Origin of the sequence: Rhizobium sp. BK602 (assembly GCF_014195095.1) — a bacterium.
In the GTDB taxonomy this organism is placed as follows: domain Bacteria; phylum Pseudomonadota; class Alphaproteobacteria; order Rhizobiales; family Rhizobiaceae; genus Rhizobium.
The window spans coordinates 375,752-399,938 of record NZ_JACIBC010000005.1; the positions used below are offsets into that span (position 1 = coordinate 375,752).

Sequence of the window (24,187 nt, forward strand, 5' to 3'; positions counted from 1 at the left end):
CAGCGATGGCAAGGAAGGGCAGCACGATGGGAAGCACATTCAAGATTGGCGATCATGTCAGCTGGAACTCCGAAGCAGGCCGGGTCAGCGGAACGATCATCAAAATCCACACCCATGATTTCGATTATAAAGGCCATACGCATCGCGCCAGCGCCGACGATCCGCAATATGAAATCAAGAGCGACAAGACGGAACACATCGCCGCCCACAAGGGGCATGCGCTTCACAGGCTGCCGAATTGAAGTCGCGGATATTTCAGGGCGAGCTGCGCACCGTTTGCTTCTGGCACAGGCCAACGCTCCGACACAAGGCGCGAACCATTCGCCGATCTGAGACTACCAGCATCAGCGCCTTCAAATGCCCGGCAATCGACCGGTGGCGAGATCGCCGATCGCCCCTCTCAAACGTCGGGGCATTTTCCGAATTGCACATATTCTGGAAACAATATGCATGTGAAATACGGAAGGAGCATTTACTCCTCCACTCATTTTGCTACCCTAAACTGCCGGTGATAATCCGACACGAAAACCACTTTTGGTAGAAAATCTCACAGCCTTTGGAGGTTAGGATGCAATCCTCACGCGTTACGCCTGCTGAGTTGAAATCGAAGATGCTGCAATACCACAAGGCCAAATCCATTCCGATGACCGAAGATGAACTTTCGGCCGAAATCGACAAGAGCGCGATCGCTCGCTACCAGGTCGGCGACCAGCTCCTCTCCGAGGTTCAGCAGACCCTGCGTAATCTTGCCGCTGAATTGCCGGAAGGCGCGGCGCGCAACGAGGCGGTCTTTGCCATTTCCAAGATCGACCAAGCCGCCCAGGAAATCGTTTATTGCGCCCTCGGCATGAACAAGAGCATGCCCTTCGTCAAACCCGCATTGCGCGTTCATTCCGCCGGCGAAGAATAGTCTTCATCCGCATAATTATCCGCAACAACGGCCGTCATGTCGGTCGTTGTTGCGTCGCATGGCAAGACCATCGTTTGGGTAGAGCTCGATGAACGTCCACCCCAAAGCCAACGGCGCCTACCGCTATCGCAGGGCCCGCGCGCTTTCCTATTTCATTTCGGATGGCGAAATCGTCGTCTTCAATTTCCTGACCAACCGCTCCTTCGCCTGCAATGCCCGCTGTCTGGATGTCCTGATGCAATCGGAGGACTGGAGACCGCTGGAAGACCTGTTTGCGATGACCGAGGAGCATCGCACCTCATCGCTCGTGGAGGAAATCGCCCAGCTCTTCTCGCTGACCGCCCTTGTGGTCGAGGGAGACCTGATCGCGACGAAGGACACCGAATATGCCGATACGTGGGAATGGGGTTCGGTCACGGCCCAACTTCATTTTTCCTCGCAGGACAATCTGACGGTCAGCGATCAGATGGCCGCGGAAATCCAGATTCTCCGCGCAAAAGACCAGCCCTCGCCGCAGCTGATCAGGCATGGCGACCCAAAGGATGGCGTCGCGCTCCCGCCGTTCAGGATGGACAGCGAGCTCAAGGCCGTCATGCGCACGCGGCGCACCATCCGGGCCTTTCTGGATCACCCCGTCGAATTGCCGCCCATTGCCGATGCGCTATATGCCGGACTGGGTGTTACCGGCATCGTATCGACCGAAATCGGCGACCACCCGCTTCGCATGACCCCTTCGCCCGGCGCGCGCAATGCCTTTGAGGCCTATATTTTCGCGCGGAACGTGCCGGGTCTGGCTGAAAACAAGTTCTATCACTATGCCGCCTACGAGCATCGGCTGGAGCCCGTCGATTCAGACGATCCGTTGCCATCGATGGACGCGATGTTCGCGGAAAATCAGCCATGGGTGAAAAAGGCGAGCCTCCTCGTCTTTCTCGTGGCGCATTTCGAACGCGTGATGTGGAAATACATCAATGGAAGCGCCTATGCGCATGTCTTTGTCGAGGCAGGGCATATTGCCCAGAACATGATGTTGATCTTGAGCGAGCATGGGCTGGTCGTGAACCCCGCTGGCGCAATCTCCCATTCGCTGATCGAGCGGGCGATCGGTGAAAACGAGCTGACCCACAGCGTCGTCTACGCCCTTGCCGTCGGCTATCCGGACAGGGAGGACGATTCCGTTTCCTGGCTTGCGCCGGAGTTCAAGATTCGCGACGAACTACTCGCCATGATCCGAGATCAAAAGTTCCAAGGGTGACACGGATGGAAGAGTTCGACACGGAATCCGAGCACGAAACTTTGGTGCCGCCGCATCTGATACCAAGCAGGGCGATCATCTATCTTCGCTACGAGAAAAGCCCTGAAAAATCGTTCGAAACATCGGACGACGAGATCCTATATCAGGCCCTGCGCCAGCTTGAAAACAATGCCGCCCATATTGCCGGTGCGGTCACTGAAAGCGCGGACGGGACCGTCCTGCCGAATGCGTGGAATCCGAGCTGCATCGCCGGGCCCTTGGGCTCGCCGCTGGCGCATGCCATTTCGACGTGGCCGGAGGTCGTCGGCCTCGGCGAGGACAGAAACGGCCAGCTGCTGGTCGCCGCCTCCATGTCGGGCGTCATTGGATTTTATGCGCCGCGGACGGCCGAAACGGTCGGGCGCGGACGTCTCTGCTTTCTTGGCCACGATGTCCGGGACATCAGGCATTCCTGGATGAAGAGCCTCGAGATCGGCGACGCGATCCTGGAGCTGTACGAGGCGGACGACGATTTTGATCTTCGCGCCGCGATCGCGGACATCGTGCCGCGCGCTCATCTCGTCAAGGGCAGGTTCTGGGACACCGTCCATTTCGATGCCCGCACCAACTACGCCCTGGCCATCCGCGAATTCGAGAAGGCGGGGATCGAGATCATCCCAACCGAAGACGTCATTACCGACGAATGCCGCGAGGCAGCGCTGCTTGCGGCGCAGACCCGGCCTGACGGTGCCGCCCAACAGAAGTTCCAGGAGATCCGGGCCACCTACCGACTGCCGGTCGACGATGGGATCATCCTGCTTCCCACCAGCGGACTTCCGGCGCCGGCGATCAGGGACTGGCCGCTTTCCGTCGGCCGCTATGATCCGGACCCCTTCGAGACGATCATGCCGGTGGTCCTCGGCAACTATGCCATGGTCACGGTCCCCAACGGTTATTCGGCCGAAGGCCTGCCCATGGGCCTGACGATTGCAGCGCCCGTCCAGCTGACCGCTCGCCTGCTTATACTTGCCGAATGGTTTTGCCGGACAACCCGCTGGCCAACGCTCGCCAAGGTCTAGCGCATGGCGCGCAAAAGTGTGCAGCGGTTTTGCGCGACATGCGCAAAATCAAAGAGCTAAAGCGCGAGAGGCGAATCCGAAGGATCGCGACGCGCTTTAGCCTCCTTCGAGGGCCTGCCAACAGAAAAGAGGTTTGAATGAGCTGGAGCACCGTCGTTCCACAACTGCCGCGACAGCTTTGGCTATTGGCGGCCGCCGCTTTCGTGAACTTCCTCGGCTTCATGGTCATGCCTTTCCTGGTTCTCTATCTGACCCAGGTGACCGGTTTCTCCGTCGAGACAGCCGGCGTGATGCTCGCCCTCTTCGGTGCCGGCAACATTCTGGGAGCGTGGATCGGTGGACAGCTCAGCGACAGGATCGGCCCGGCCAATGTGCTGATCGCGAGCTTCACCGCGAGCGCGGTGTTCCTGTCGGCCATACCGGCTCTCTCGGGGGCCGTGTCCGTCGGATGCGTTCTCTTCGTGCTCGCCTTTGCCAACGGCGCCTTTCGCCCGGCCTATGATGCCTGCGTGGTGCGTCTGTGCCCGCAGGAGGAACGCCCGCGCGCCTATGCTGTTTATGTCGTCGCCATCAATATCGGCGCCGGCATTGCCGCCGCCATCGGCGGGCACCTCTACGGGTTCAATCCCAGCATGATCTTCTATGTCGACGCGCTGACATCGCTGCTTGCCGCCGCGGCGGTGTTCTTGCTTCTCGATCGCGATGCACTGCGCCAGACCGCCGCCGCCGATGTCGGCAAGGCGGCGAAGCCGTCCCAGGCGCCCTACAGGAGCGCATCGTTTCTCATCGTATGCCTGGCGGCCTGCATATTGGAGGCGATCGGCAAGCAATCGTCGTCGACATTGCCGCTTTATGTCAGTTCGGACTATGGCATGACGCCACAGGCCTTCGGCAATCTCCTGACCGTCGGCCATATCGCCTTCGCCGCCGCCATTCTCCCGCTTTCGAACTGGGTGAAGTCGAAAAACCAGCTGAACATGGCAATCCTGGGCATGGGCGTCGTCGCGCTCGGATTTGGGGCCCTGCCGTTCGGATCGAGTGTCGCGACGCTCGTGATGCTCTACATGCTGATCACGTTCGGACAGCTGCTGTTCTACCCCGCCATCATGGCGATCGTCATGGGGCAGGCCGCGCAGAATGACGGGAAGAGCGGGGCCTATATGGGCTTCTATCGAACGATGCAGGCGGTTGCCGGCGTCGCCGCGCCGATCGTCGGAACCTTCATTTATGTTCAAGCCAGCCCGGAAGCACTATGGCTCGGCAGCGCCGCGCTCACGATCATCACCGCGCTCGTCCTCGGCCTCGGAAAAATGGCAGCCCGCCAGATCGTATCCGAGAGCCGGCCGTAGGCAAAGCCGGGCCGCCGGGACAGGCGGAGGACGCCGGCGGCGTCCTCCGCGCAGCACCGCCTCATCCGATCGTCATCAGGCTCGCGTTGCCGCCGGCGGCAGCGGTGTTGATCGATGTCGACACTTCCTCCAGCAGCCAGTTGAGGCAATAGGCTTCGGGATTGCCGATGAGTTCATCGGTCGTTGCCGCCTGCACAAGGACCAACGGGCCCGGAAGAGCCGCGAGTCTGCGATTGGCGGCAAGGACCGTGTCGTGATCGCCTTCCACCAACGCACCGGAGAACGGGCCATCCTTTTCCCAATCGGAGGTCCAGGCAATGCGCGTCCTGACGGTCGAGGGCAGGTCCGCCAGCGCCGTTCGCATGGCCTCCGATGCATCGAGCGCGATGCTATTGCCGGTCGACAAGGCAGCGGCGATCTGCCGATACAGGCCCTGCTCGGTCTCGGGCACGAGCAGAATTTTGCCGCGCGGATGCAGAGCATAGAGGTTGCGCTCGCCAACCGGGCCTACCAGCTCCCTCTCCAGTCCAAGCGCCGAGCGGCCGGCAAAGCTGCGTGCCGCCTCGCCTTCCGCGACCAGGCCCTTGCCATCGAGCCACTGGATGAATTCGCGCAGCACAGGATCGGTGTGGACGGAATCCTGATGCGGCGGCACCGGCGCCTGCTGGACGAGGCGGCCGATATAGAGCGGCCCACCGGCCTTCGGGCCGGTTCCCGACAGGCCACGGCCACCGAATGGCTGCACGCCGACCACGGCGCCGATGATGTTGCGATTGACGTAGAGATTGCCGGCCTTGATGCGGCTGGTGACATGCGCGATGGTCTCATCCAGGCGCGTATGCAGGCCGAAGGTGAGGCCATATCCGGATGCGTTGATCTCATCGATCAGGCGATCGAGATCGTTCCTGCGGTAGCGGATGACGTGCAGCACCGGCCCGAAGACCTCGCGCGTCAAACTGGACAGGGATTTGATCTCGATCAGGGTCGGCGGGACGAAGGTGCCTTTGTCCGCGTCGGCCGGCAGCGGCAATTGCTCGATCCCGCATCCGAGCCCGCGCATTTTCTCGATGTGCCCGTTTATCTCGCGCATCGCGCCGTCATTGATAACCGGACCGATATCGACGCTGAGCGCGTCGGTGCGTCCAAGTGTCAGTTCCCGCAGCGCACCCTTGAGCATGGTGATGGTCTTGTCCGCAACCTCCTCCTGCAGGCAGAGGACGCGGAGCGCCGAGCAACGCTGGCCGGCACTGTCGAAGGCCGAGGCGATGACATCGGCGACGACCTGTTCGGAGAGAGCCGAGGAATCCACGATCATGCCGTTCTGGCCGCCGGTTTCGGCGATCAGCGGTATCGGCTTTCCGGTTACCGAGAGGCGTTCGGCCAATTGCGCCTGAATGAGGCGGGCAACCTCGGTCGAGCCGGTAAACATCACGCCGGCAGTCTGCGGCGCGCCGACCAGCGCGGCGCCGAGCCGGCCGCTTCCGGGAACGAATTGAAGCGCCCCGACGGGCACGCCTGCCTCATGCAGGATTTTCACGCTCTCCGCGGCAATGATCGGCGTCACGCCGGCGGGCTTTGCCAGGACAGGATTGCCCGCGACCAGAGCCGCGGCGACCTGCCCGGTGAAAATGGCAAGCGGGAAATTCCACGGGCTGATGCAGACGATCGGTCCCAGAGGAGCATGGGACGGTCCGAGCGTCCGTCTCGCCTGCTCGGCATAATAGCGCAGGAAGTCGATTGCCTCGCGCACCTCGCCGATCGCATTGGCGGCAGATTTGCCCGCCTCGCGAATGATGATCCCCATCAGGGTTTCAATGCGCGATTGCATGATGTCCGCCGCCCGGTCGAGGCAGGCGGCGCGATCGGCCGGGGCGACGGCGGCCCATTCCGGCGCAAAGGCCGCGGCCATTTCCACGATCCTGTCCGCATCCTCCACCTTCAATTCCGTGACGAGGCCGACGCTATCGCCATGATCAGCCGGATTTGGAACGGGGCGCGTGTCGCCATCCACGGGGCCGTCCGCGAGGATGGGGAACGCATGCCATTGCGTTTTGGTGGAACCGATCAACGCGGCCGAAAGCCCGGTAAGCGTCGACTCGCTGGAAAGATCGAGCCCATCCGAATTCTGCCTCGCATTGCCATATATGGCCTTCGGCAGAGCGATCTGATCGTGCGGCGCACCCACGACCGGCATGGCCGCGACGACCTCGGCCGGGTCGGCGATCAGCGCGTCGACCGATACGCCGGGATCGGAGATGCGGTTGACGAAGGAGGAATTGGCGCCGTTCTCCAGCAGCCGCCGGACGAGATAGGCAAGCAGGGTCTCATGGGTTCCGACCGGCGCGTATATCCGGCAGGGGCGATCGAGCTTGTCCTTGCCGACCACCTCGTCGTAGAGCGGTTCGCCCATCCCGTGCAAGCACTGGAACTCATATTTGCCGACCTGAAAATCCGGCCCCGCCAGATGGTAGATGGCGGCGGCGGTCTGCGCATTATGGGTAGCGAATTGCGGAAAGACTGCGTCCGGGGCGGCCAGCAGCTTACGCGCGCAAGCGATATAGGCGACGTCGGTATAGATTTTGCGGGTATAGACCGGATAGCCCTCCAGACCGTCGAGCTGGGCGCGCTTGATTTCCGCATCCCAATAGGCGCCCTTGACCAGGCGCACCATCATGCGCCGGCCGGATCGGCGCGCGAGATCGATGATGTAGTCGAGCACGAAGGGGCAGCGCTTGCCATAGGCCTGCACGACGAAACCGAGGCCGTTCCAGCCCGCCAATGCCGGATCGAAGCAAAGCTCCTCCAGGAGATCGAGCGAGAGCTCCAGCCGGTCGGCTTCCTCGGCGTCGATGTTGAGCCCGATATCGTAAGCCTTGGCGATCAGCGCCAAAGCTCTCACCTTCGGCAGCAGCTCACCCATCACCCGCTGCAATTGCACGCGGCTGTAGCGTGGATGGAGTGCGGAAAGCTTGATCGAAATGCCCGGACCTTCATAGATCCCACGGCCGCCGGCCGCCTTGCCGATGGCATGGATCGCCTTTTCGTAATCCTTGTAATAGCGCTCCGCGTCGGCGGCCGTCGTCGCCGCCTCTCCGAGCATGTCGTAGGAATAGCGGAAGCCCCTGGCCTCCAGCGGCCGGGCACGTTCCAGCGCCTCCTTGATGGTTTCGCCGGTGACGAACTGCTCGCCCATCATCCGCATCGCCATGTCGACGCCGCGACGGATCACCGGTTCGCCGGCCCGCGCGATGAGCCGCGACAACGCGGCGGAAAGCCCCCTGTCATTGACGGTGGAGGTTAGCTTCCCGGTCACCACCAGCCCCCAGGTGGCGGCGTTGACGAAGAGCGATTTGCCGCCACCGATATGGGACGACCAGTCGCCCTCAGCGATCTTGTCACGGATCAGGGCGTCACGCGTCGCGACATCCGGTATCCGCAGCAGCGCCTCGGCCAGGCACATCAACGCCACGCCTTCCTGGCTCGACAGCGAATATTCCTGGACCAGCCCTTCGACGCCGGTACCCTTGTGCTTGGCGCGCAGCGCCTCGATCAGCGTACGGGCCGTCATCCGGATATCGTAGCGCTTCGCCTCCGATACGCGCGCCGCCGCCACCAGCGGCGGCAGGCATTCGGTCTCCGACCGGCGGTAGGCGGCGGTTATGGCCTGCCGAAGCTCGCTCTGGGGGCGGACCGGGGGAGCGAAAGCGGAAAATGGCGAGGCACCGCCGTCTTCTTGCGGATGGGTATCGGCCACTATGTTCAGCATCTATTAGCCTCTGGAATGACGTGCGTGTTGGCGGATCAAGGCAATGACGAGGCTCGTCCCCGTCGTGGTATTGCATCGGCTCAATCATAAATCACGAGTGCATTGCATTCAGACTTCATTTGCATGTAATCATTTCCACATCGACTTATTTTTCTCGAAAGAATGCGCATAATGACTACAGAAAAGCCATCCCATGGTGATTTGGACCATTTCGATCTCAAGATCCTCGAAGTCGTCACCGAGGACGGGCGCATATCGATCACAGATCTTGCCGCCCGGATCGGATTGTCCAAAACGCCCTGCCAGCTTCGCCTGAAAAGGCTCGTGGACGAAGGATATATTGAAGGCTTTTCCGCCATTCTCAATCCCGCAAAGCTCGGACTGGATCATATCGCCTTCGCGGAGGTGAAATTGTCGAGCACCCAGGAAGATGCGCTTCGTAGCTTCAACCTGGCCGTCCGAAAGATCAAGGAGGTGGAGGAATGCCACATGATCGCCGGCCGGTTCGACTATCTCCTGAAAATACGCACACGCGACATCCGGCGCTATCGCCATGTGCTGGGCGAGAGGATCTCCACCCTGCCTTATGTGGCCAGCACCTCGACAAGCGTCGCGATGGAGACCGTGAAGGAAGCGCGGGGCGGCTTCAGCACAGGCGGCGCGTGACGGCGAAAGCCGAAGCCCGTGTGTTATTTATTCCGATTGATTTGTTCAGGTTCTAAACTTAACGTCCGCCGAGATAACCCCATAGCCCGGCGGATCATCGCATTGCTTAGCTCCCCGCAGCGTCAGCTCCTGCGCATCATCAACCAATCCGACCGGTCGAAGCCAATGGGCTGTCGCGCCATGCCGCCCATCCTTTCCTGAATTGCTCCCAACCCGAATTGAGGTTTCCCATGCGCATCGCCGTCGGAGGCATTCATACCGAATGCAGCACGTATAATCCGGTCCTGGCCGAAGAAAAGGATTTCCGCATCCTGCGCGGCGAGGCGCTGACCGCATCCCCCTATTTCGCCTTTCTGAAGGATTACGACGTCGAGTTCCTGCCGACGATCCATGCACGGGCCATCGCAGGCGGCCCGGTCGCCCGCCATACCTACGAGGCTTTCAAGGCGGAATTTCTGGAACGGCTGAAAGCGCTCTTGCCGCTCGACGGACTCTATCTCGCCATGCACGGCGCAATGTATGTCGAGGGCATGGAAGACGCCGAGGGCGACTGGATCGCGGCCGCCCGCGCCGTCGTCGGCGACGACTGCACGGTCTCAGCCAGCTACGACCTGCACGGCAACGTCACCCAGCGCATCATCGACGCACTCGACATGTATTCCACCTACCGCACCGCGCCGCATATCGATGTCGAGGAAACCATGCGCCGCGCGGTGAAAATGCTGACCCAGAGCCTGAAGACCGGCGTGAAGCCGATCCTGCTCTGGGCGCCGATCCCGGTGTTGCTGCCGGGTGAGCGTACCAGCACGGTCGACGAGCCGGCCAAGAGCCTCTACGACCTCTTGCCCGGCATCGACGCCATCGACGGCGTCTGGGATGCCTCTTTGATGGTCGGCTATGTCTGGGCCGACGAACCGCGCGCCACCGCCGCCGCCATCATGACCGGCACGGACCGCGCCGTATTGGAGCGCGAGGCGAAACGACTGGCGCAGGCCTATTGGGATGCCCGCCATGATTTCGTCTTCGGCTGCGAGACCGGCTCGATCGAGGACTGCGTCGCCAAGGCGATCGCCAGCCCGACGGCGCCCGTGGTGCTCGCCGAATCCGGCGACAATCCCACCGGCGGCGGAGTCGGCGACCGCGCCGATGTCCTGGCCGAGCTGATCGCCAAGGATGCGCGCGGCGTCGTCTTCGCCGGGATCGCCGACAAGGCGGCGACCAAGGCCTGCTATGCCGCCGGCGCCGGCGCCCGGCTCGATCTTACGGTCGGCGCCTCGCTGGACACCCAGGGCAGCAAGCCGGTCAAGGGTCAGTTCACCGTCAAGTTCCTGCTGGAGACTACCGACGAGAGCGACGCTCAGGCCGTGGTTACGGTCGGCGGCATCGATCTCGTCCTGTCGGCCAAGCGCCGCCCCTATCACAACATCGCCGACTTCACCCGCCTGGGCCTCGATCCGCATCGGGCAAAGATCATCGTCGTAAAGTCCGGCTACCTCTCGCCCGACCTCGCCCCCATCGCCAATCCGAACCTGATGGCGCTGTCGCCCGGCGTGGTCGACCAGTTCGTCGAGCGGCTGCCGCGGCTGCGCAAGCAGAAGCCGACCTATCCCTTCGACAAGGACTTCGCCTTCACGCCGCAAGTGGCGCTCTCGGCGCGCTCGACCGGCCGCTAATCTGCGGCACGAGAGCCGAGCGACCACGCAATCGCACAAACATTATGCACTGCGACAGACTGCTCAAAAAAGAGCTTGACGCTGCCATGGAGTTGAACTTGTATTGAACCAATCTGAAATTGGTTCGGACCATTCGCCCCATGGCAACCAGCGGCCTTCCTGAAAATTCGACCTATGCCCTGGAGAAGCTCCGGGGCCTGCTCGGTTCGAACGGACTGCCGCCGGATGGGAAGCTGCCGACCGAGCGGACCTTGTCGGAGATGTTCGGCGTCAGCCGCCGCGCCATTCGCCGGGCATTGGAGGTCTTGGAAGCCGAGGGCCGCATCTGGCGGCGCCAGGGCTCAGGCACCTATGCCGGCCAGCGTCCGGACGACTGGAGCCAGCATGTCGGATCGATGGTCGCTGGCACCAATTTCATGGAGATCATGGAGGTGCGCCTGCGCGTCGAGCCGCAGCTTGCCCAGCTGGCGGCCATGCGCGCCAGGTCCGACGACATCGAGCGCATGTATGAGCTGACGAAGAAAATCGTCGCCAGCGACGATGCCGACAGCCGCGAATTATGGGACGGGGCGCTGCATCGCCTGATCGCGCAAAGCGCCGGCAACCAGTTCTTCCTGACCATTTTCGACGTGATCAACCACGTTCGCCAGGACGAGGCTTGGCAAACCATTCGCGAATTGGCCCGCAGCACCAACAATACGCGCCCGGCTTCCTATGCTCAGCACATGGCGATCATCGACGCAATCGCGGCGCACGATCCGATGAAGGCGGCCGAGGCCATGCGTCAGCATCTGCTGATGCTGCAGGAGAGCCTGATCCGCGTCACTTCGCTCGATGCCGAGCAGCCTCGAAAGGAAATGGCCGAAGAACTCGGCTGACGCATCAAGACTGACCGACCGGAGGGGAAACCGGCCGGAACTGCATTGAAGATAAAAATATAATCAGGAGAACAGGATGAAGATCGCCAAATTTCTGACATCTCTGGCCGCCGGCGCGCTGATCGCCCTGCCCGCTTTCGCCGTCGAACTCAAGATCGGCCTGCAGGACGATGCCGATGTGCTCGATCCCGCGCAATCGCGCACCTTCGTCGGCCGCATCGTCTATACCGCGCTCTGCGACAAGCTGGTCGATGTGACACCGGATCTCAAATTCGTGCCGCAGCTCGCCACCTCCTGGAAATGGTCGGCAGACGGCAAACAGCTGACGATGGAGTTGCGCCAGGGCGTCAAGTTCCAGGACGAGACGCCGTTCAACGCGCAAGCGGTGGTCGACAATATCCAGCGTTACCAGACCTTGCCGGAATCGCGCCGCAAGAGCGAGCTTTCTTCCGTCGCCAAGGTCGAGGCATCGGGCGAATATGAAGTCACCTTCACGCTGAAGGCGCCGGACGTTACGCTGCTCGCTCAGCTTTCCGACCGCTCCGGCATGATGGTCTCGCCGACGGCGGCCAAGGCGGCAGGCGCCAAATTCGGCGATCACCCCGTCTGCTCTGGTCCGTTCAAGTTTGTCGAACGCGTGCAGCAGGACCGCATCGTGCTGGAGAAATTCCAGGACTACTGGAACAAGGACAATATCTTCATCGACAAGGTGACCTACCTGCCGATCCCCGACACGACAGTGCGCCTCGCCAATCTGCGCTCGGGCGATCTCGACATGATAGAGCGCCTCGCCGCCTCCGACGCCGCCACGGTGAAGAACGACAGCAACCTTGTCTATGCCGATGCTGTCGGCACCGGCTGGCTGGGGATCTATGCCAATATCGGCAATGGCGCGCGCGCCGACAATCCGCTCGGCAAGGACAAGCGCCTGCGCCAGGCCTTTTCGCTCGCCATCGACCGCGACGCGGCCATGCAGGTCGTCTATGACGGCACCGGTCTTGCCGGCAACCAGCCCTTCGCGCCGAATAGCCCCTGGTACGACAAGGACATTCCTGTGCCGACCCGCGACGTCGACAAGGCCAAGGCGCTGATCAAGGAGGCGGGCTACGACCGCATCCCCGTCGAACTGGCCGTCGCCAACAATCCTGTCTCGATGCAGATGATGCAGATCATCCAGTCCATGGTCGCCGAGGCCGGCTTCGACGTATCGCTGAAAACCACGGAATTCGCCACGCTGCTCGACGCCCAAACCGCCGGCAACTATCAGCTCAGCCGCTCCGACTGGTCCGGCCGTCCCGATCCGGATGGCAATATCCAGCAATTCGTGACGACCGGCGCCGGCCTCAACGATTCCAAATACAGCAATCCCGAGGTCGACAAGCTGCTGCTGGAGGCTCGCCAGTCGCAGGACGACGCGGTGCGCAGGCAGAAATACGATGCGGCCATGACCATTCTCAACGAAGACCTGCCGATCGTCTTCCTCGGCCATCAAGCCTGGATCTGGGCCTACAACAAGAAAGTCAGCGGCTTCACGGCCTCGCCTGACGGCATGATCCGCCTCGCCGGGGTGAAGAAGGGCAGCTAGTTCGAAACGGCCCGCGGGAGGATCTCCCCCGCGGGCCACCGGTTGCGGCGTGACGACATCGGGATGCGCTCATGTACACCTACATCGCAAAAAGGCTGCTGGTCGCTGTACCGACGCTGCTGATCATCTCCGTCTTCGTGTTCTCGCTGCAAAAGCTCCTGCCGGGCGATCCGGTGCTGGCGATGGCCGGCGAGGAGCGCGACCCGCAGGTCATCGAATTCCTGCGTGAGAAATACCGCCTCAATGACCCTGTCATCTATCAATATGGCTACTGGCTGCAGGGTGTGCTGAAAGGTGATCTCGGCACGTCGCTGCGCACCAACCAGCCGGTGCTGACGCTGGTCGCAGAAAAGCTGCCGGTGACCGTCCAGCTTGCCGTCATGTCGATGATCTTCGCTTTCGTCATCGGCATTCCCATGGGCATATTGGCGGCGGTGAAGAAGAACACCGTGGTCGACTTCCTCGCCAATATCATCGCGCTCTGCGGATTGTCGGTGCCGAATTTCTGGCTCGGGATCATGCTGATCCTGCTGGTTTCGGTCAAACTCCATTGGCTTCCGGCCTCCGGCTACCAGCCTTTCTTCGACGATCCCTGGCGCTCGATCCAGACCATGCTGATGCCTTCCTTCGTGCTGGGCAACGCACTTGCCGCCACGCTGATGCGCCACACCCGTTCCTCCATGCTGAGCGTGCTCAGCGCCGATTACATCCGTACGGCGCGCGCCAAGGGCCTGTCGGAAAAAGTCGTCATCCTGCAGCACAGTTTCCGCAACGCCATCCTGCCCGTCGTTACCGTCAGCGCGCTGCTCTTCGGCGAGCTTCTGGCCGGCGCGGTGCTCACCGAGCAGATCTTCACCATTCCCGGCTTCGGCAAGCTCATCGTCGATGCGGTGTTCAACCGCGACTATGCCGTCGTCCAGGGCGTCGTGCTCTGCACCGCCTTCGGCTTCATCGCCATGAACCTGATCGCGGACATCCTCTATGTCCTCCTCAACCCACGTCTGAGGGCAGCCCTATGAACGCGATCGTACAGGCGGCTGTTGCCCCCACCCCGGCCAAGCGCGCGCCGAACCGCGCCTGGCGCAAGTTCAAGGCCAACAGGGGTGCGCTCGCCGGCGTTTCCATCATCCTGTTCTTTACCTTGGCTGCCATCCTCGCCCCGATCCTGCCGATACCCGATCCGGTGGCCACCAGCTGGTCGGCGATCCGCAAGGCGCCCTCGGCGGCCCACTGGTTCGGCACCGACGATATCGGCCGCGACGTTCTCTCCCGCATGATCTGGGGCGCGCGGGCATCATTGATGGCCGGCATCTTCTCGGTCGCCATCGCCGTGGCGATCGGCGTGCCCCTCGGCCTCATCTCCGGCTATTACGGCGGTTGGATCGACCAGATCATTTCGCGCATCACCGAAGCCTTTTTGGCGATGCCCTTCCTGATTACCGCCATCGCACTCGCCGCCTTCCTCGGCCCGAGCCTCACCAATGCGATGATCGCCATCGGGCTTTCGGCGACGCCCGTCTTCGTACGCCTGACGCGCGGCCAGGTGCTGGCGGTGAAGATGGAGGATTATGTTGAGGGCGCCCGCTCGATCGGTCTGCGCCATATCAGCATCATCACCCGTTACATCCTGCCGAACGTCTTCGCGCCGATCCTGGTACAGGCAACGCTCACCATCGCCACGGCAATCATCGCCGAGGCCAGCCTCTCCTTCCTCGGCCTCGGCCAGCAGCCGCCCGCCCCGAGCTGGGGCTCGATGCTGAATGTCGCCAAGAACTATCTCGAACAGGCGCCCTGGATGGCCATGTGGCCGGGCGTCGCCATCTTTCTCGTCGTCATCGGTTTCAATCTCCTCGGCGACGGCCTGCGCGACGCGCTCGATCCGCGCGAAGCATGATCATCTGAAAGGACATCCGCAATGACCGCCTTCACGACACGCCCGGAAATCCTCGGCACCTTCGGCGTCGTCACCTCCACGCACTGGATCGCCTCGGCCGTCGGCATGAGCATTCTCGAGAAAGGCGGCAACGCCTTCGACGCGGCGGTGGCGACCGGCTTCGTGCTGCAGATCGTCGAGCCGCATCTCTGCGGCCCCGGCGGCGACATGCCGGCGATCATCTATTCGAAGAAGAAGGACAAGGTCGAGGTCATCTGCGCCCAAGGCCCCGCCCCCGCCGGCGCGACGATCGAGCACTATAGGAAGGAGGGCCTGTCGCTGATCCCTGGCGACGGCCTGCTCGCCACCGTCATCCCCGGCGCCTTCGACGGCTGGATGCTGATGCTGCGCGACTACGGCAAACTCACCGTCCGCGACGTGCTGGAGCCGGCGATCCACTATGCCGAGCACGGTCATCCCGTCCTGCCCCGCGTCTGCGCAACCATTGCCGGCCTTGCCGACTTCTACCGCAAGGAATGGCCGACGTCTCACGAGACCTGGCTGCCCGGCGGCGCGGCGCCCGAGCCTTGGTCGAATTTCAAGAACCCGGTCCTTGCCGAAACCTGGAAGCGGGTGGTCTCCGAAGCAGAGGCGAAGAGCGGCCGCGAGGCGCAGGTCGAGGCGGCGCGTGACGCCTATTATCGCGGCTTCGTCGCCGAGGCGATCGATCGCTACGTCCGCAAGACCGAGGTGATGGATGCCAGCGGCAGCAAGCATAAGGGCGTGCTGACCGCCGACGACATGGCGGGCTGGTCAGCGACGATCGAGGAGCCGTTGACCTACGATTATCACGGCTGGACCGTCGCCAAGATCGGCCCCTGGGGCCAGGGACCTGCCTTCCTGCAGACGCTGTCGCTCTTGAAGGGCTTCGACATCGCCGCCATGGACCCGGCCGGCGCCGATTTCGTTCATACCGTCACCGAAGCCATGAAGCTCGCCTTCGCCGACCGCGAGGTCTATTACGGTGATCCGAAATTCTCTCAAGTGCCGCTCGATATCCTGCTCTCGGATGCCTATGCCGCCGAGCGCCGCAAGCTGATCACCTCAGAAGCCTCGCTCGATCTTCGTCCCGGCAAGCTCGCCGGTTTCGAGAGCCAGTACGACCTCACCATGGACATTCTGGACGCACCGGAAGCGAAGACCGGTGCCGTCTATGAGCCCACCATGTCGCACCTGACCGAGAAGCGTGGCGATACCGTGCATATCGACGTCATCGACCGCGAAGGCAATATGGTCTCAGTGACGCCCTCGGGCGGCTGGCTGCAATCCTCGCCGATCATTCCCGGCCTCGGTTTCTGCCTGAATTCGCGCGCACAGATGTTCTGGCTGAAGCCCGGCCTGCCCTCGTCGCTCGCCCCCGGCAAGCGGCCGCGCACGACGCTGACCCCGACGATGGCACTGCATGAGGGTCGTCCGACCCTCGCTTTCGGCACACCCGGCGGAGACCAGCAGGAGCAATGGCAGCTCGCCTTCTTCCTGCGCTATGTCCATCATGGCTTCAACCTGCAGGAAGCGATCGACAAGCCGCTGTTCCACAGCACGCATTTCCCGAGTTCCTTCTATCCTCGTACGCGCGAGCCCGGCGGCCTGACGGCGGAGGCGAATTTCAGCCCCGAAATGCTCGATACTTTGCGTCGGAAAGGCCACAAGCTGACCGTTGCGCCGGAATGGACGGTCGGACGGCTGACCGCCGCGCGGCGGGACGCCAGCGGCCTCCTGCGTGCCGCCGCCACACCGCGCCTGATGCAGGCCTACGCGGTCGGGAGATAGAACGATGACCTGGTCGATCGTTGCCCGCGAGCCTGAAACCGGCCATCTCGCCATCGCCGTCGCCACCCGCTTCTTCGCGGTCGGCAGTCTGGTGCCGCATATTCGCGGCGGCATCGGCGCGGTCGCGACGCAAGCCTTCGTCAGCCCGCTCTATGGCGTCGACGGGGTTGCGATGCTGGCCGCCGGCCAGACGCCGGACGAGATCATCAAGGCATTGACGATGCGCGACGAAGGCCGGGAACAGCGCCAGCTCCACCTGATCGACGCCAAGGGCAACAATGCCGCCTTCACCGGTGCCAAATGCATCGACTGGGCCGGTCATCTGATCGATGACAATGTCTCGGTCGCCGGCAATATGCTGGCCGGCCCGCAGGTGATCGCCGAAACGCTTTCGACCTTCCAGAAAACCACGGGCAAGCCGCTTGCCGAACGGCTGCTCGAGGCCATGCGCGCCGGCGAGGATGCCGGCGGCGACAAGCGCGGCAGGCAGTCGGCTGCGCTGGTGATCCACCGCACCGAGGATTATCCCTGGCTGAACATCCGCGTCGACGACAGCGCCGATCCGCTGACCGAGCTCGAACGGCTCTACGCGGTGGCGCAGGAGCGCTATCTCCATGTTGCCGAGACAATGCCGACGCGGAGCAATCCGAGCGGCATGATCGATCGCCGCGACATTGACGAGAAGATCGCCGCGCTGGAGGCCGCAAGACAAGCGGAGGGCCGCCCGTCGGCCTCCTACGCCACGCCGCTGAAAGCATCTTGAGCGATGACGGATGCCTGATACGATGCGAAAAACCAAAAAGGGGAACTCATGACGATCACAGCCGCGCAGCAGACGCAATCCGACGCAAAGCCTGTCCTCTCCGTTTCCAACCTGACGACATCCTTCCTGGCCGATGGCGAATGGCGCACGGTGGTGAAGAACATCTCCTTCGACGTGATGCCGGGCGAGACGGTGGCGATCGTCGGCGAATCCGGCTCGGGCAAGAGCGTCACGTCGCTGTCGATCATGCGGCTGCTGGCCAAGGCCAGTAGCCGTATCGAAGGCTCGGTCAAGCTTAATGGCCGCGAGATCCTGTCGCTCTCCGACAATGAGATGCGCAAGGTGCGTGGCAAGGACATCGCCATGATCTTCCAGGAGCCGATGACCAGCCTCAACCCGATCTTCACCATCGGCCGGCAGATCTCAGAAGCGCTCACCTGCCACGGCGACATCTCCAAGGCGGAAGCCAAGGCCGAAACGATCCGGTTGCTCGAAAAGGTGCGCATCCCCAACGCCGCCTCGCGCTTCGACGAATATCCGCATCAATTCTCCGGCGGCATGCGCCAGCGCGTGATGATCGCCATGGCACTCGCCTCGCGTCCGAAGCTCCTGATTGCCGACGAGCCCACCACAGCGCTCGACGTCACGATCCAGGGACAGATCCTCGACCTCATCAAGGTGCTGCAGGAAGAGGAAGGCATGTCCGTTCTCTTCATTACCCACGACATGGGCGTCGTCGCGGAGATTTCCGACCGCACCATCGTCATGTATCGCGGCGAGGCGGTAGAGACCGGCACCACCGACGATATCTTCCATCGCGGCAAGCATCCCTATACCCGCGCCTTGCTTTCCGCCGTGCCGCGTCTCGGCTCGATGAAAGACCAGCCGCAGCCGCTGCGCTTCCCGATCGTCGACGTGCGCACCGGCGAGCGCAGCGAGCCCGTGGCCCTCACCGACACGGTCGACCACCGCAAGACGCCGATCCTCGAGGTGAAGAACCTCGTCACCCGCTTCAACCTTCATGGCGGACTGCTGGGGCGCACCACCGGTGCCATCCACGCCGTCGAGAACGTCTCCTTCGATCTCGCCCAGGGCGAAACGCTGTCGCTGGTCGGCGAATCCGGCTGCGGCAAATCGACCACCGGCCGCTCGATCATGCGCCTCATCAATCCGAATGCCGGCCAGATCCGGCTCGATGGTTATGACGTGCTGAAGCTCGATGCGCTCGAATTGCGCCGCATGCGCCGCAGCATCCAGATGATCTTCCAGGACCCCTTCGCCAGCCTCAACCCGCGCATGACCATCGGCGCCGCCGTTGCCGAGCCCTTCATCGAGCACAATCTCGGCACCCGCGCCCAGGCCCGAGAAAAGGCGGCCGATCTTCTGGAGCGCGTCGGCCTGAAGGCGGACATGATGTCGCGCTACCCGCACGAGTTTTCCGGCGGCCAGCGCCAGCGCATCTGCATCGCCCGCGCGCTGGCGCTCGACCCGAAGGTCATCGTCGCCGATGAAAGCGTCTCGGCGCTCGACGTCTCGATCAAGGCACAGGTCTGCAACCTGCTGATGGATCTGCAGCAGAGCCTCAATCTCGCCTATCTCTTCATCTCGCACGACATGGCCGTGGTCGAGCGCGTCAGCCATCGGGTCGCGGTGATGTATCTCGGCGAGATCGTCGAGATCGGGCCCCGCGCCTCCGTGTTCGAGAACCCGCAGCATCCCTATACCAGGAAGCTGATGGCGGCCGTGCCCGTGCCCGATCCGGCCAGACGCGGCATTCGGCGCAATCTCGGGGTCGACGAGCTGAAGAGCCCGGTGCGCCCGGTCGGCTACGTCACGCCGATGCGGCGCTACCGCGAAGTTGCCGACGGCCATCTGGTCCGGATGGAAGAGGCCGCATAGGCCGATTCGTGACCTTGACACCGGCAAAGGCTGGACGTGATATCCGCACTCCCATTCAGATGATTTGGAGCGACCGCGATGGCAGACAGCGTACTTGATATTCCGGTGAAGACGATCGACGGCAGCGAGACGACGCTCGGCGACTATCGCGGCAAGGTCATCATGGTCGTCAACGTCGCCTCCAAATGCGGGTTGACCGCGCAATATGAGGGGCTGGAAAAGCTCTATGAGGACAAGCGCGGTGACGGCCTTGTCATCGCCGGTTTCCCCGCCAATGACTTCAAGGGCCAGGAGCCCGGCAGCGACGAGGAAATCCTGAGCTTCTGCCAATTGACCTACGATGTGCAGTTCCCGATGTTTTCCAAGATCGTCGTCACCGGCGAGGATCGCCATCCGCTCTATGACGGCCTGATCGCTTCCGGCGTCGAGACGACCGGTGACGGGCCGATGCGCGAGCGCCTCGCAAAGCATGGTCTCGAGACGGGCCAGGATGGCGGTATCGTCTGGAACTTCGAAAAATTCCTGATCGGCCGCGATGGCGAGGTCGCCGCCCGCTTCGCGCCGGATGTGACCGCCGACGATCCCCGGCTGCTGTCCGTTCTGGAAAAAGAGCTGGCCCGCGCCGGCTGATCGGCCGGATGATTTTCGACAGATAATTCCATTAATTCAATGCTTTAATATCGTCTTTGCCGGCGGAGCGAAGTTTGCGTCGCCCCGCTGCGTCATTGCTTGCCCCCTCGCCCAGGAGTATTCTGGCGTTTCCGAATTATCGGACGGAACGCTGCATCAATTCTGGGAGGAGGATGTCATGCGTGAACCCAATATGCAGAAACTCGATGCTCTGGTCGGGCGCCTGGTCGGCGATCTCGGCGCAGCGGTTTCCGGTGTGCTGGTCACACTCGGAGACCATTTGGGCCTGTTCAAGGCCATGGCGGACGGAACGCCGATGACCTCGGCGGAACTTGCCGAAAAGACCGGCGTGAAGGAGCGCTATGCCCGCGAATGGCTCTCGGCGCAGGCTGCCGCGGACTATGTCAGCTATGACGACAAGACCGAACGCTTCTATCTGACGCCCGAACAGGCAATGGTCTTTGCCGAGGAAAACAGCCCCGCTTTCTTCACCGGCGCCTTCGATGTCGTTCAATCCATGTGGCTCGACGAACCGAAGATCGCCAATGCCTTCAAGACCGGCAGCGGCCTTGGCTGGCATGAACACAGCGCCTGCCTGTTCCGCGGCACGGAACGCTTCTTCCGGCCGGGCTATAACAGCCACCTCGTCTCGGAATGGATACCGGCGCTGGACGGCATGCATGAGAAGCTTCAGGCCGGCGCCACCGTCGCGGATGTCGGCTGCGGCCATGGCGCCTCGACGATCCTCATGGCGCAAGCCTATCCGAACTCCAGATTTTTCGGCTTCGACTACCACATGCCCTCCGTCGAGCGCGCGCGCGCGGCAGCGAAGGAGGCGGGCGTCGACGGGCGCATCACCTTCGAGCAGGCGACAGCGAAGGATTTTCCGGCAGCCGGCTACGATTTCGTGGCGATGTTCGACTGCCTGCACGACATGGGCGATCCCGTCGGCGCCGGCAAGCATGTCAAGGAAAGCCTTGCCGACGACGGCACCTGGATGATCGTCGAACCTTTTGCGCATGATTGCCTGAAGGACAACCTCAACCCCGTCGGCCGCGTCTTCTACGGCGCATCGACGATGATCTGCACGCCGGCCTCGCTGGCGCAGGAGGTCGGGTTGGGACTGGGCGCGCAGGCCGGCGAGCTGAAACTGCGCAAGGTCGCCATGGATGCGGGCTATTCGCATTTCCGCAAGGCGACGGAAACGCCGTTCAACATGGTTTTCGAAGTACGGGCATAAGCGCGCATATCGTGAACGCCGAACTCATCCGGCAGAGGCTCCGACCGCCTTTGCCGGATAGATCTTACGCGCAGCTATCACTCCGACACGCCCGAAAACGCAACTGTTCGGGAGGGCATTGACTTGCCTGAATTCAACTATAAGATTTAATCGCACAACTATACACCTCAGAGAATCGACATGGATAGATACACGAAAACCGTTTTGACCGTCATCGCATTTGCACTCGTCGTCATTGCCACGCAGAACGCGATCACCCCCGCCAAGGCTGTCAGCGGAGCCTGCGGCGACATGGACTACAATGCCTGCTGGGTTCGGATCACCCGATGAGGCAAGCGGCTCGGGGTCGGGCGACGCCACGCGCCTGACCGCCACCGTTTGGCGGCAAGTTCGATCCAGCTATGAGTTCGATATTTGACCGAACCGTCAGGACGCGGCGAGCTTGCGGGCGGCGGCGATCGCGGTGCGGGCGCCGAAGCGAAGCTGCGCCGTCTCAGTGCCGGCAATGACCAGATCCAGGCCGAGCTTCAAATATCGGCCGGCGCGATCGCCGTCGCCGCCGAAGGCGCAGATCAGCTTGCCATGCGCGCGGGCGCGGGTCAGCGCATGCTCCAGGGCCTGATCGATGGCGGCGCTTTCAGGCGCCAGTCGGGCGCCGTTCGACAGCGCGATCGACAGATCGGCCGGGCCGATGAAAACACCGTCGATGCCGTCAACCGCGAGAATCTCGTCGATGGCGTCGAGTGCCGGACGGGTTTCGATCATGGCGAGCGTCACCGTCAGGCTGTTGGCACGCTGCAGGTAGTCTTCAGGCGCAATGGCGAAATGATTGACGGCCAGCGACGGACCCCAGCTGCGTTCGCCGAGCGGCGGATATTTCGTCGCCTTCACCAGGGCGCGGGCATCATCGGCGGAATTGATCATCGGCGCGATGATCGCCGAAGCGCCGGCATCCAGAAGCCGAGACGCCGACGCGAAATCGCCCACGGGGATGCGCGCGATCGCCGGCTTGCCGGCCAGCCGTACCAGCGCGATGCCTTGGGCGGCGGCAGTCATGTCCCACATGCCGTGCTGCATGTCGAGCACGACGGCATCGAAGTCTTCCTGCGACAGGTGATTGACGAGAAACGGATCGGGCGTCCCGACCCAGGCGGAGATCATGCCGCCATTTTCCCGGCGCTTCAGGCGCCCGGCGAAATCGTCAATATCAGTCGTCATCATGATGTTCCTCAGCGACCAAGCTCGAAACGAGCAAGATATTTCCCTTCAGGCCTCCTCCAACAGCGTGAGCAGGCCCCCAACCGCTGACGACAATACTCAATTCCAGCGCTTCGGCTACCCGAAAAATACAACTCTCCCTACATCGGAGACCCCGCTGTCCATGGAACCCCAAGGCAATTGCCGCCAACAGCTCGCCTGCCCGATGTTCACACTCCGGCGAATCTCACGAAGAACCGCTGAAAACATTGACTTCTCCAAGATCGTTCCATTTAATAACTAATATCGCTGATATTTAGCCAAATCCCTTTCTTTCGCATCGCATACGCGGCTTATATTAGCATACTTTGTTCACAAATGTAACGAATTGACCATGACGGATATTGCGACCCCAGCACCCTTCACCCGACAGATCATCACGCGCACGGTCCTGCGCGCCATCTTCGAACACGGCCCCATCTCGCGCGCCGAACTGGCGCGCCTGACGGGCCTCTCCAAGCAAAGCATGTCGGAGATCGTGCGCCAGTTGGAGAGCGAAGGCTGGCTGCGCGTGAGCGGCCGAACCCAGGGCGCCATCGGCCGCAGCGCCGTCACCTACGAGCTGGAACCGCATAGAGCCTTCGTCTTCGGCGCCGATGTCGGTGGCACGAAAATCCACGCCGCGCTCGCCGATCTTGCCGGCGACATCATTGCCGAGACCATCGAACCGACCGACCCGCGCGGCGGCGAGCATATCGCCGATCAGCTCGCCCGCATCGAGACCGCATTGCTGCAGCAGTCCGGTATCGCGAAAACCGCGGTGGAAATGGGCGTGATCGGCATTCCCGGCGCTATCCATCCGAAAACCCGGCGCCTGACCATGGTGCCGAACATCGCCGGCCTCACCGAACTGGCGCTGGAGGACGGCCTGCGCGACCGGCTGGGCCACGACATCCTGATCGACAACGACGTCAACCTGGCCGCGCTCGGCGAGCAATGGCTCGGCGACGGCCGCAACATCGATAATTTCGTCTTTGTGGCGCTCGGCACCGGCATCGGCATGGGGATCATCAATGAAGGCCGGCTGATCCATGGCGCACGCGGCGGCGCCGGCGAGATCTCGACGCTGCCGCTCGGCGCCGATCCTTTCGACCCACGCAGCTTTGCCGCTGGCGCCCTGGAATCGGCCATCGGCAGCGTCGCCATCCGCGGGCGCTATGAAGCGCTCGGAGGAACGCCGGGCCTCACCGTGCGGGACATGTTCGAGCGCAAGGACGACCCACTCGTTTTCATGGTGATCGATGAGGTAGCGCGCATCGTCGCAACATCGCTGGTCGCCATCGCCGCCGTGGTCGACCCGGAGAGGATCATCTTCGGCGGCAGCGTCGGCGCCCGGCCGGAGCTCGTCGAGCGCATTATCTCTCATCTTCCGCGCTGCATGCCGGCGCCGCCGGCCTGCAGCATCAGCCCGCTCGGCAGCAAGGCCGGTCTCTACGGCGCCATCGCCGCCGCGCTCGACCGCTTCCGCCGGACATTGTTCGAAATTCCCGGTCACAGTGAGCTCGCCAAGGCTTCCATGGCGGGAAAAACATCGTAAAACGGTAGCCGAGCGCAT

General features: G+C 62.5%; 20 protein-coding genes. 18 read left to right on the forward strand and 2 right to left on the reverse strand.

Features of this window, described 5'->3' with window-relative positions; all coding sequences use genetic code 11:
• Positions 1-26 precede the first annotated feature (26 nt).
• The 5 genes from FHX11_RS18345 (at position 27) to FHX11_RS18365 (ending at position 4,572) form a co-directional block, all read left to right on the forward strand.
• Positions 27-242, forward strand: coding sequence for a DUF2945 domain-containing protein (locus tag FHX11_RS18345; RefSeq protein WP_184359115.1), 216 nt, complete (start codon positions 27-29; stop codon positions 240-242).
• Between the two features lie 326 nt (positions 243-568).
• A complete protein-coding gene (locus tag FHX11_RS18350; protein ID WP_184359118.1) occupies positions 569-910 on the forward strand; it encodes a hypothetical protein in 342 nt (113 codons plus the stop codon).
• Positions 911-998: 88 nt separating this feature from the next.
• On the forward strand, positions 999-2,165 hold the full coding sequence (locus FHX11_RS18355) for a SagB/ThcOx family dehydrogenase (RefSeq protein ID WP_184359119.1): 1,167 nt from the start codon (positions 999-1,001) through the stop codon (positions 2,163-2,165).
• Between the two features lie 5 nt (positions 2,166-2,170).
• Positions 2,171-3,223 carry a hypothetical protein gene (locus tag FHX11_RS18360; protein ID WP_184359120.1) on the forward strand — a complete coding sequence of 351 codons (1,053 nt, stop codon included), beginning with the start codon at positions 2,171-2,173 and terminating at the stop codon, positions 3,221-3,223.
• 137 nt (positions 3,224-3,360) lie between these two features.
• The gene (locus FHX11_RS18365) at positions 3,361-4,572 is read left to right on the forward strand and encodes an MFS transporter (protein WP_184359122.1); all 1,212 of its coding nucleotides are present in this window, start codon (positions 3,361-3,363) and stop codon (positions 4,570-4,572) included.
• A 61-nt stretch (positions 4,573-4,633) separates the two neighbouring features.
• On the opposite strand, the gene putA is transcribed toward FHX11_RS18365, so the two are convergent.
• Positions 4,634-8,338, reverse strand: coding sequence for a trifunctional transcriptional regulator/proline dehydrogenase/L-glutamate gamma-semialdehyde dehydrogenase (putA, locus tag FHX11_RS18370; RefSeq protein WP_184359124.1), 3,705 nt, complete (start codon positions 8,336-8,338; stop codon positions 4,634-4,636).
• A 171-nt stretch (positions 8,339-8,509) separates the two neighbouring features.
• Between putA and FHX11_RS18375 the strand changes: the two genes are divergently transcribed.
• From FHX11_RS18375 to FHX11_RS18430, 12 genes are all read left to right on the forward strand, one after another.
• Positions 8,510-9,004 (forward strand): Lrp/AsnC ligand binding domain-containing protein, encoded by a 495-nt coding sequence (locus tag FHX11_RS18375; RefSeq protein ID WP_184359126.1) that lies wholly within the window; start codon positions 8,510-8,512, stop codon positions 9,002-9,004.
• 230 nt (positions 9,005-9,234) lie between these two features.
• A complete protein-coding gene (locus tag FHX11_RS18380; RefSeq protein ID WP_184359128.1) occupies positions 9,235-10,677 on the forward strand; it encodes a M81 family metallopeptidase in 1,443 nt (480 codons plus the stop codon).
• A 140-nt stretch (positions 10,678-10,817) separates the two neighbouring features.
• Entirely contained in the window at positions 10,818-11,555 is a 738-nt protein-coding gene (locus tag FHX11_RS18385) for a FadR/GntR family transcriptional regulator (RefSeq protein ID WP_184359130.1), read from the forward strand.
• A gap of 76 nt (positions 11,556-11,631) precedes the next feature.
• Positions 11,632-13,140 carry an ABC transporter substrate-binding protein gene (locus FHX11_RS18390; protein WP_184359132.1) on the forward strand — a complete coding sequence of 503 codons (1,509 nt, stop codon included), beginning with the start codon at positions 11,632-11,634 and terminating at the stop codon, positions 13,138-13,140.
• A 71-nt stretch (positions 13,141-13,211) separates the two neighbouring features.
• Positions 13,212-14,159, forward strand: coding sequence for an ABC transporter permease (locus FHX11_RS18395; RefSeq protein ID WP_184359134.1), 948 nt, complete (start codon positions 13,212-13,214; stop codon positions 14,157-14,159).
• On the forward strand, positions 14,156-15,034 hold the full coding sequence (locus FHX11_RS18400) for an ABC transporter permease (protein WP_184359136.1): 879 nt from the start codon (positions 14,156-14,158) through the stop codon (positions 15,032-15,034). The genes FHX11_RS18395 and FHX11_RS18400 overlap by 4 nt, the downstream gene beginning before the upstream one ends.
• A 21-nt stretch (positions 15,035-15,055) precedes the next feature.
• Positions 15,056-16,843: a gamma-glutamyltransferase family protein gene (locus FHX11_RS18405; RefSeq protein WP_184359138.1), complete on the forward strand. Its 1,788-nt coding sequence runs from the start codon at positions 15,056-15,058 to the stop codon at positions 16,841-16,843.
• Between the two features lie 4 nt (positions 16,844-16,847).
• Complete coding sequence (locus FHX11_RS18410) at positions 16,848-17,606, forward strand: DUF1028 domain-containing protein (RefSeq protein WP_184359140.1); 759 nt, start codon at positions 16,848-16,850, stop codon at positions 17,604-17,606.
• Between the two features lie 48 nt (positions 17,607-17,654).
• The gene (locus FHX11_RS18415) at positions 17,655-19,505 is read left to right on the forward strand and encodes an ABC transporter ATP-binding protein (protein ID WP_184359142.1); all 1,851 of its coding nucleotides are present in this window, start codon (positions 17,655-17,657) and stop codon (positions 19,503-19,505) included.
• A 78-nt stretch (positions 19,506-19,583) separates the two neighbouring features.
• Complete coding sequence (locus tag FHX11_RS18420) at positions 19,584-20,135, forward strand: glutathione peroxidase (RefSeq protein ID WP_184359144.1); 552 nt, start codon at positions 19,584-19,586, stop codon at positions 20,133-20,135.
• Positions 20,136-20,313: 178 nt separating this feature from the next.
• Complete coding sequence (locus tag FHX11_RS18425; RefSeq protein ID WP_184359146.1) at positions 20,314-21,375, forward strand: class I SAM-dependent methyltransferase; 1,062 nt, start codon at positions 20,314-20,316, stop codon at positions 21,373-21,375.
• A gap of 180 nt (positions 21,376-21,555) precedes the next feature.
• Complete coding sequence (locus FHX11_RS18430) at positions 21,556-21,705, forward strand: hypothetical protein (protein ID WP_184359148.1); 150 nt, start codon at positions 21,556-21,558, stop codon at positions 21,703-21,705.
• A 96-nt stretch (positions 21,706-21,801) separates the two neighbouring features.
• On the opposite strand, the gene FHX11_RS18435 is transcribed toward FHX11_RS18430, so the two are convergent.
• Positions 21,802-22,596: an aldolase/citrate lyase family protein gene (locus FHX11_RS18435; RefSeq protein ID WP_184359150.1), complete on the reverse strand. Its 795-nt coding sequence runs from the start codon at positions 22,594-22,596 to the stop codon at positions 21,802-21,804.
• A gap of 370 nt (positions 22,597-22,966) precedes the next feature.
• Here FHX11_RS18435 and FHX11_RS18440 point away from each other — a divergent pair, with 370 nt between their 5' ends.
• Entirely contained in the window at positions 22,967-24,169 is a 1,203-nt protein-coding gene (locus FHX11_RS18440) for an ROK family transcriptional regulator (RefSeq protein WP_184359152.1), read from the forward strand.
• Positions 24,170-24,187 lie beyond the last annotated feature (18 nt).

Coding starts and splice junctions, on each gene's coding strand:
- FHX11_RS18345 (WP_184359115.1), top strand. CDS start 27: ATGGGAAGCACATTCAAGATTGGCGATCATGTCAGCTGGAACTCCGAA.
- FHX11_RS18350 (WP_184359118.1), top strand. CDS start 569: ATGCAATCCTCACGCGTTACGCCTGCTGAGTTGAAATCGAAGATGCTG.
- FHX11_RS18355 (WP_184359119.1), top strand. CDS start 999: ATGAACGTCCACCCCAAAGCCAACGGCGCCTACCGCTATCGCAGGGCC.
- FHX11_RS18360 (WP_184359120.1), top strand. CDS start 2,171: ATGGAAGAGTTCGACACGGAATCCGAGCACGAAACTTTGGTGCCGCCG.
- FHX11_RS18365 (WP_184359122.1), top strand. CDS start 3,361: ATGAGCTGGAGCACCGTCGTTCCACAACTGCCGCGACAGCTTTGGCTA.
- putA (WP_184359124.1), bottom strand. CDS start 8,338: ATGCTGAACATAGTGGCCGATACCCATCCGCAAGAAGACGGCGGTGCC.
- FHX11_RS18375 (WP_184359126.1), top strand. CDS start 8,510: ATGACTACAGAAAAGCCATCCCATGGTGATTTGGACCATTTCGATCTC.
- FHX11_RS18380 (WP_184359128.1), top strand. CDS start 9,235: ATGCGCATCGCCGTCGGAGGCATTCATACCGAATGCAGCACGTATAAT.
- FHX11_RS18385 (WP_184359130.1), top strand. CDS start 10,818: ATGGCAACCAGCGGCCTTCCTGAAAATTCGACCTATGCCCTGGAGAAG.
- FHX11_RS18390 (WP_184359132.1), top strand. CDS start 11,632: ATGAAGATCGCCAAATTTCTGACATCTCTGGCCGCCGGCGCGCTGATC.
- FHX11_RS18395 (WP_184359134.1), top strand. CDS start 13,212: ATGTACACCTACATCGCAAAAAGGCTGCTGGTCGCTGTACCGACGCTG.
- FHX11_RS18400 (WP_184359136.1), top strand. CDS start 14,156: ATGAACGCGATCGTACAGGCGGCTGTTGCCCCCACCCCGGCCAAGCGC.
- FHX11_RS18405 (WP_184359138.1), top strand. CDS start 15,056: ATGACCGCCTTCACGACACGCCCGGAAATCCTCGGCACCTTCGGCGTC.
- FHX11_RS18410 (WP_184359140.1), top strand. CDS start 16,848: ATGACCTGGTCGATCGTTGCCCGCGAGCCTGAAACCGGCCATCTCGCC.
- FHX11_RS18415 (WP_184359142.1), top strand. CDS start 17,655: ATGACGATCACAGCCGCGCAGCAGACGCAATCCGACGCAAAGCCTGTC.
- FHX11_RS18420 (WP_184359144.1), top strand. CDS start 19,584: ATGGCAGACAGCGTACTTGATATTCCGGTGAAGACGATCGACGGCAGC.
- FHX11_RS18425 (WP_184359146.1), top strand. CDS start 20,314: ATGCGTGAACCCAATATGCAGAAACTCGATGCTCTGGTCGGGCGCCTG.
- FHX11_RS18430 (WP_184359148.1), top strand. CDS start 21,556: ATGGATAGATACACGAAAACCGTTTTGACCGTCATCGCATTTGCACTC.
- FHX11_RS18435 (WP_184359150.1), bottom strand. CDS start 22,596: ATGATGACGACTGATATTGACGATTTCGCCGGGCGCCTGAAGCGCCGG.
- FHX11_RS18440 (WP_184359152.1), top strand. CDS start 22,967: ATGACGGATATTGCGACCCCAGCACCCTTCACCCGACAGATCATCACG.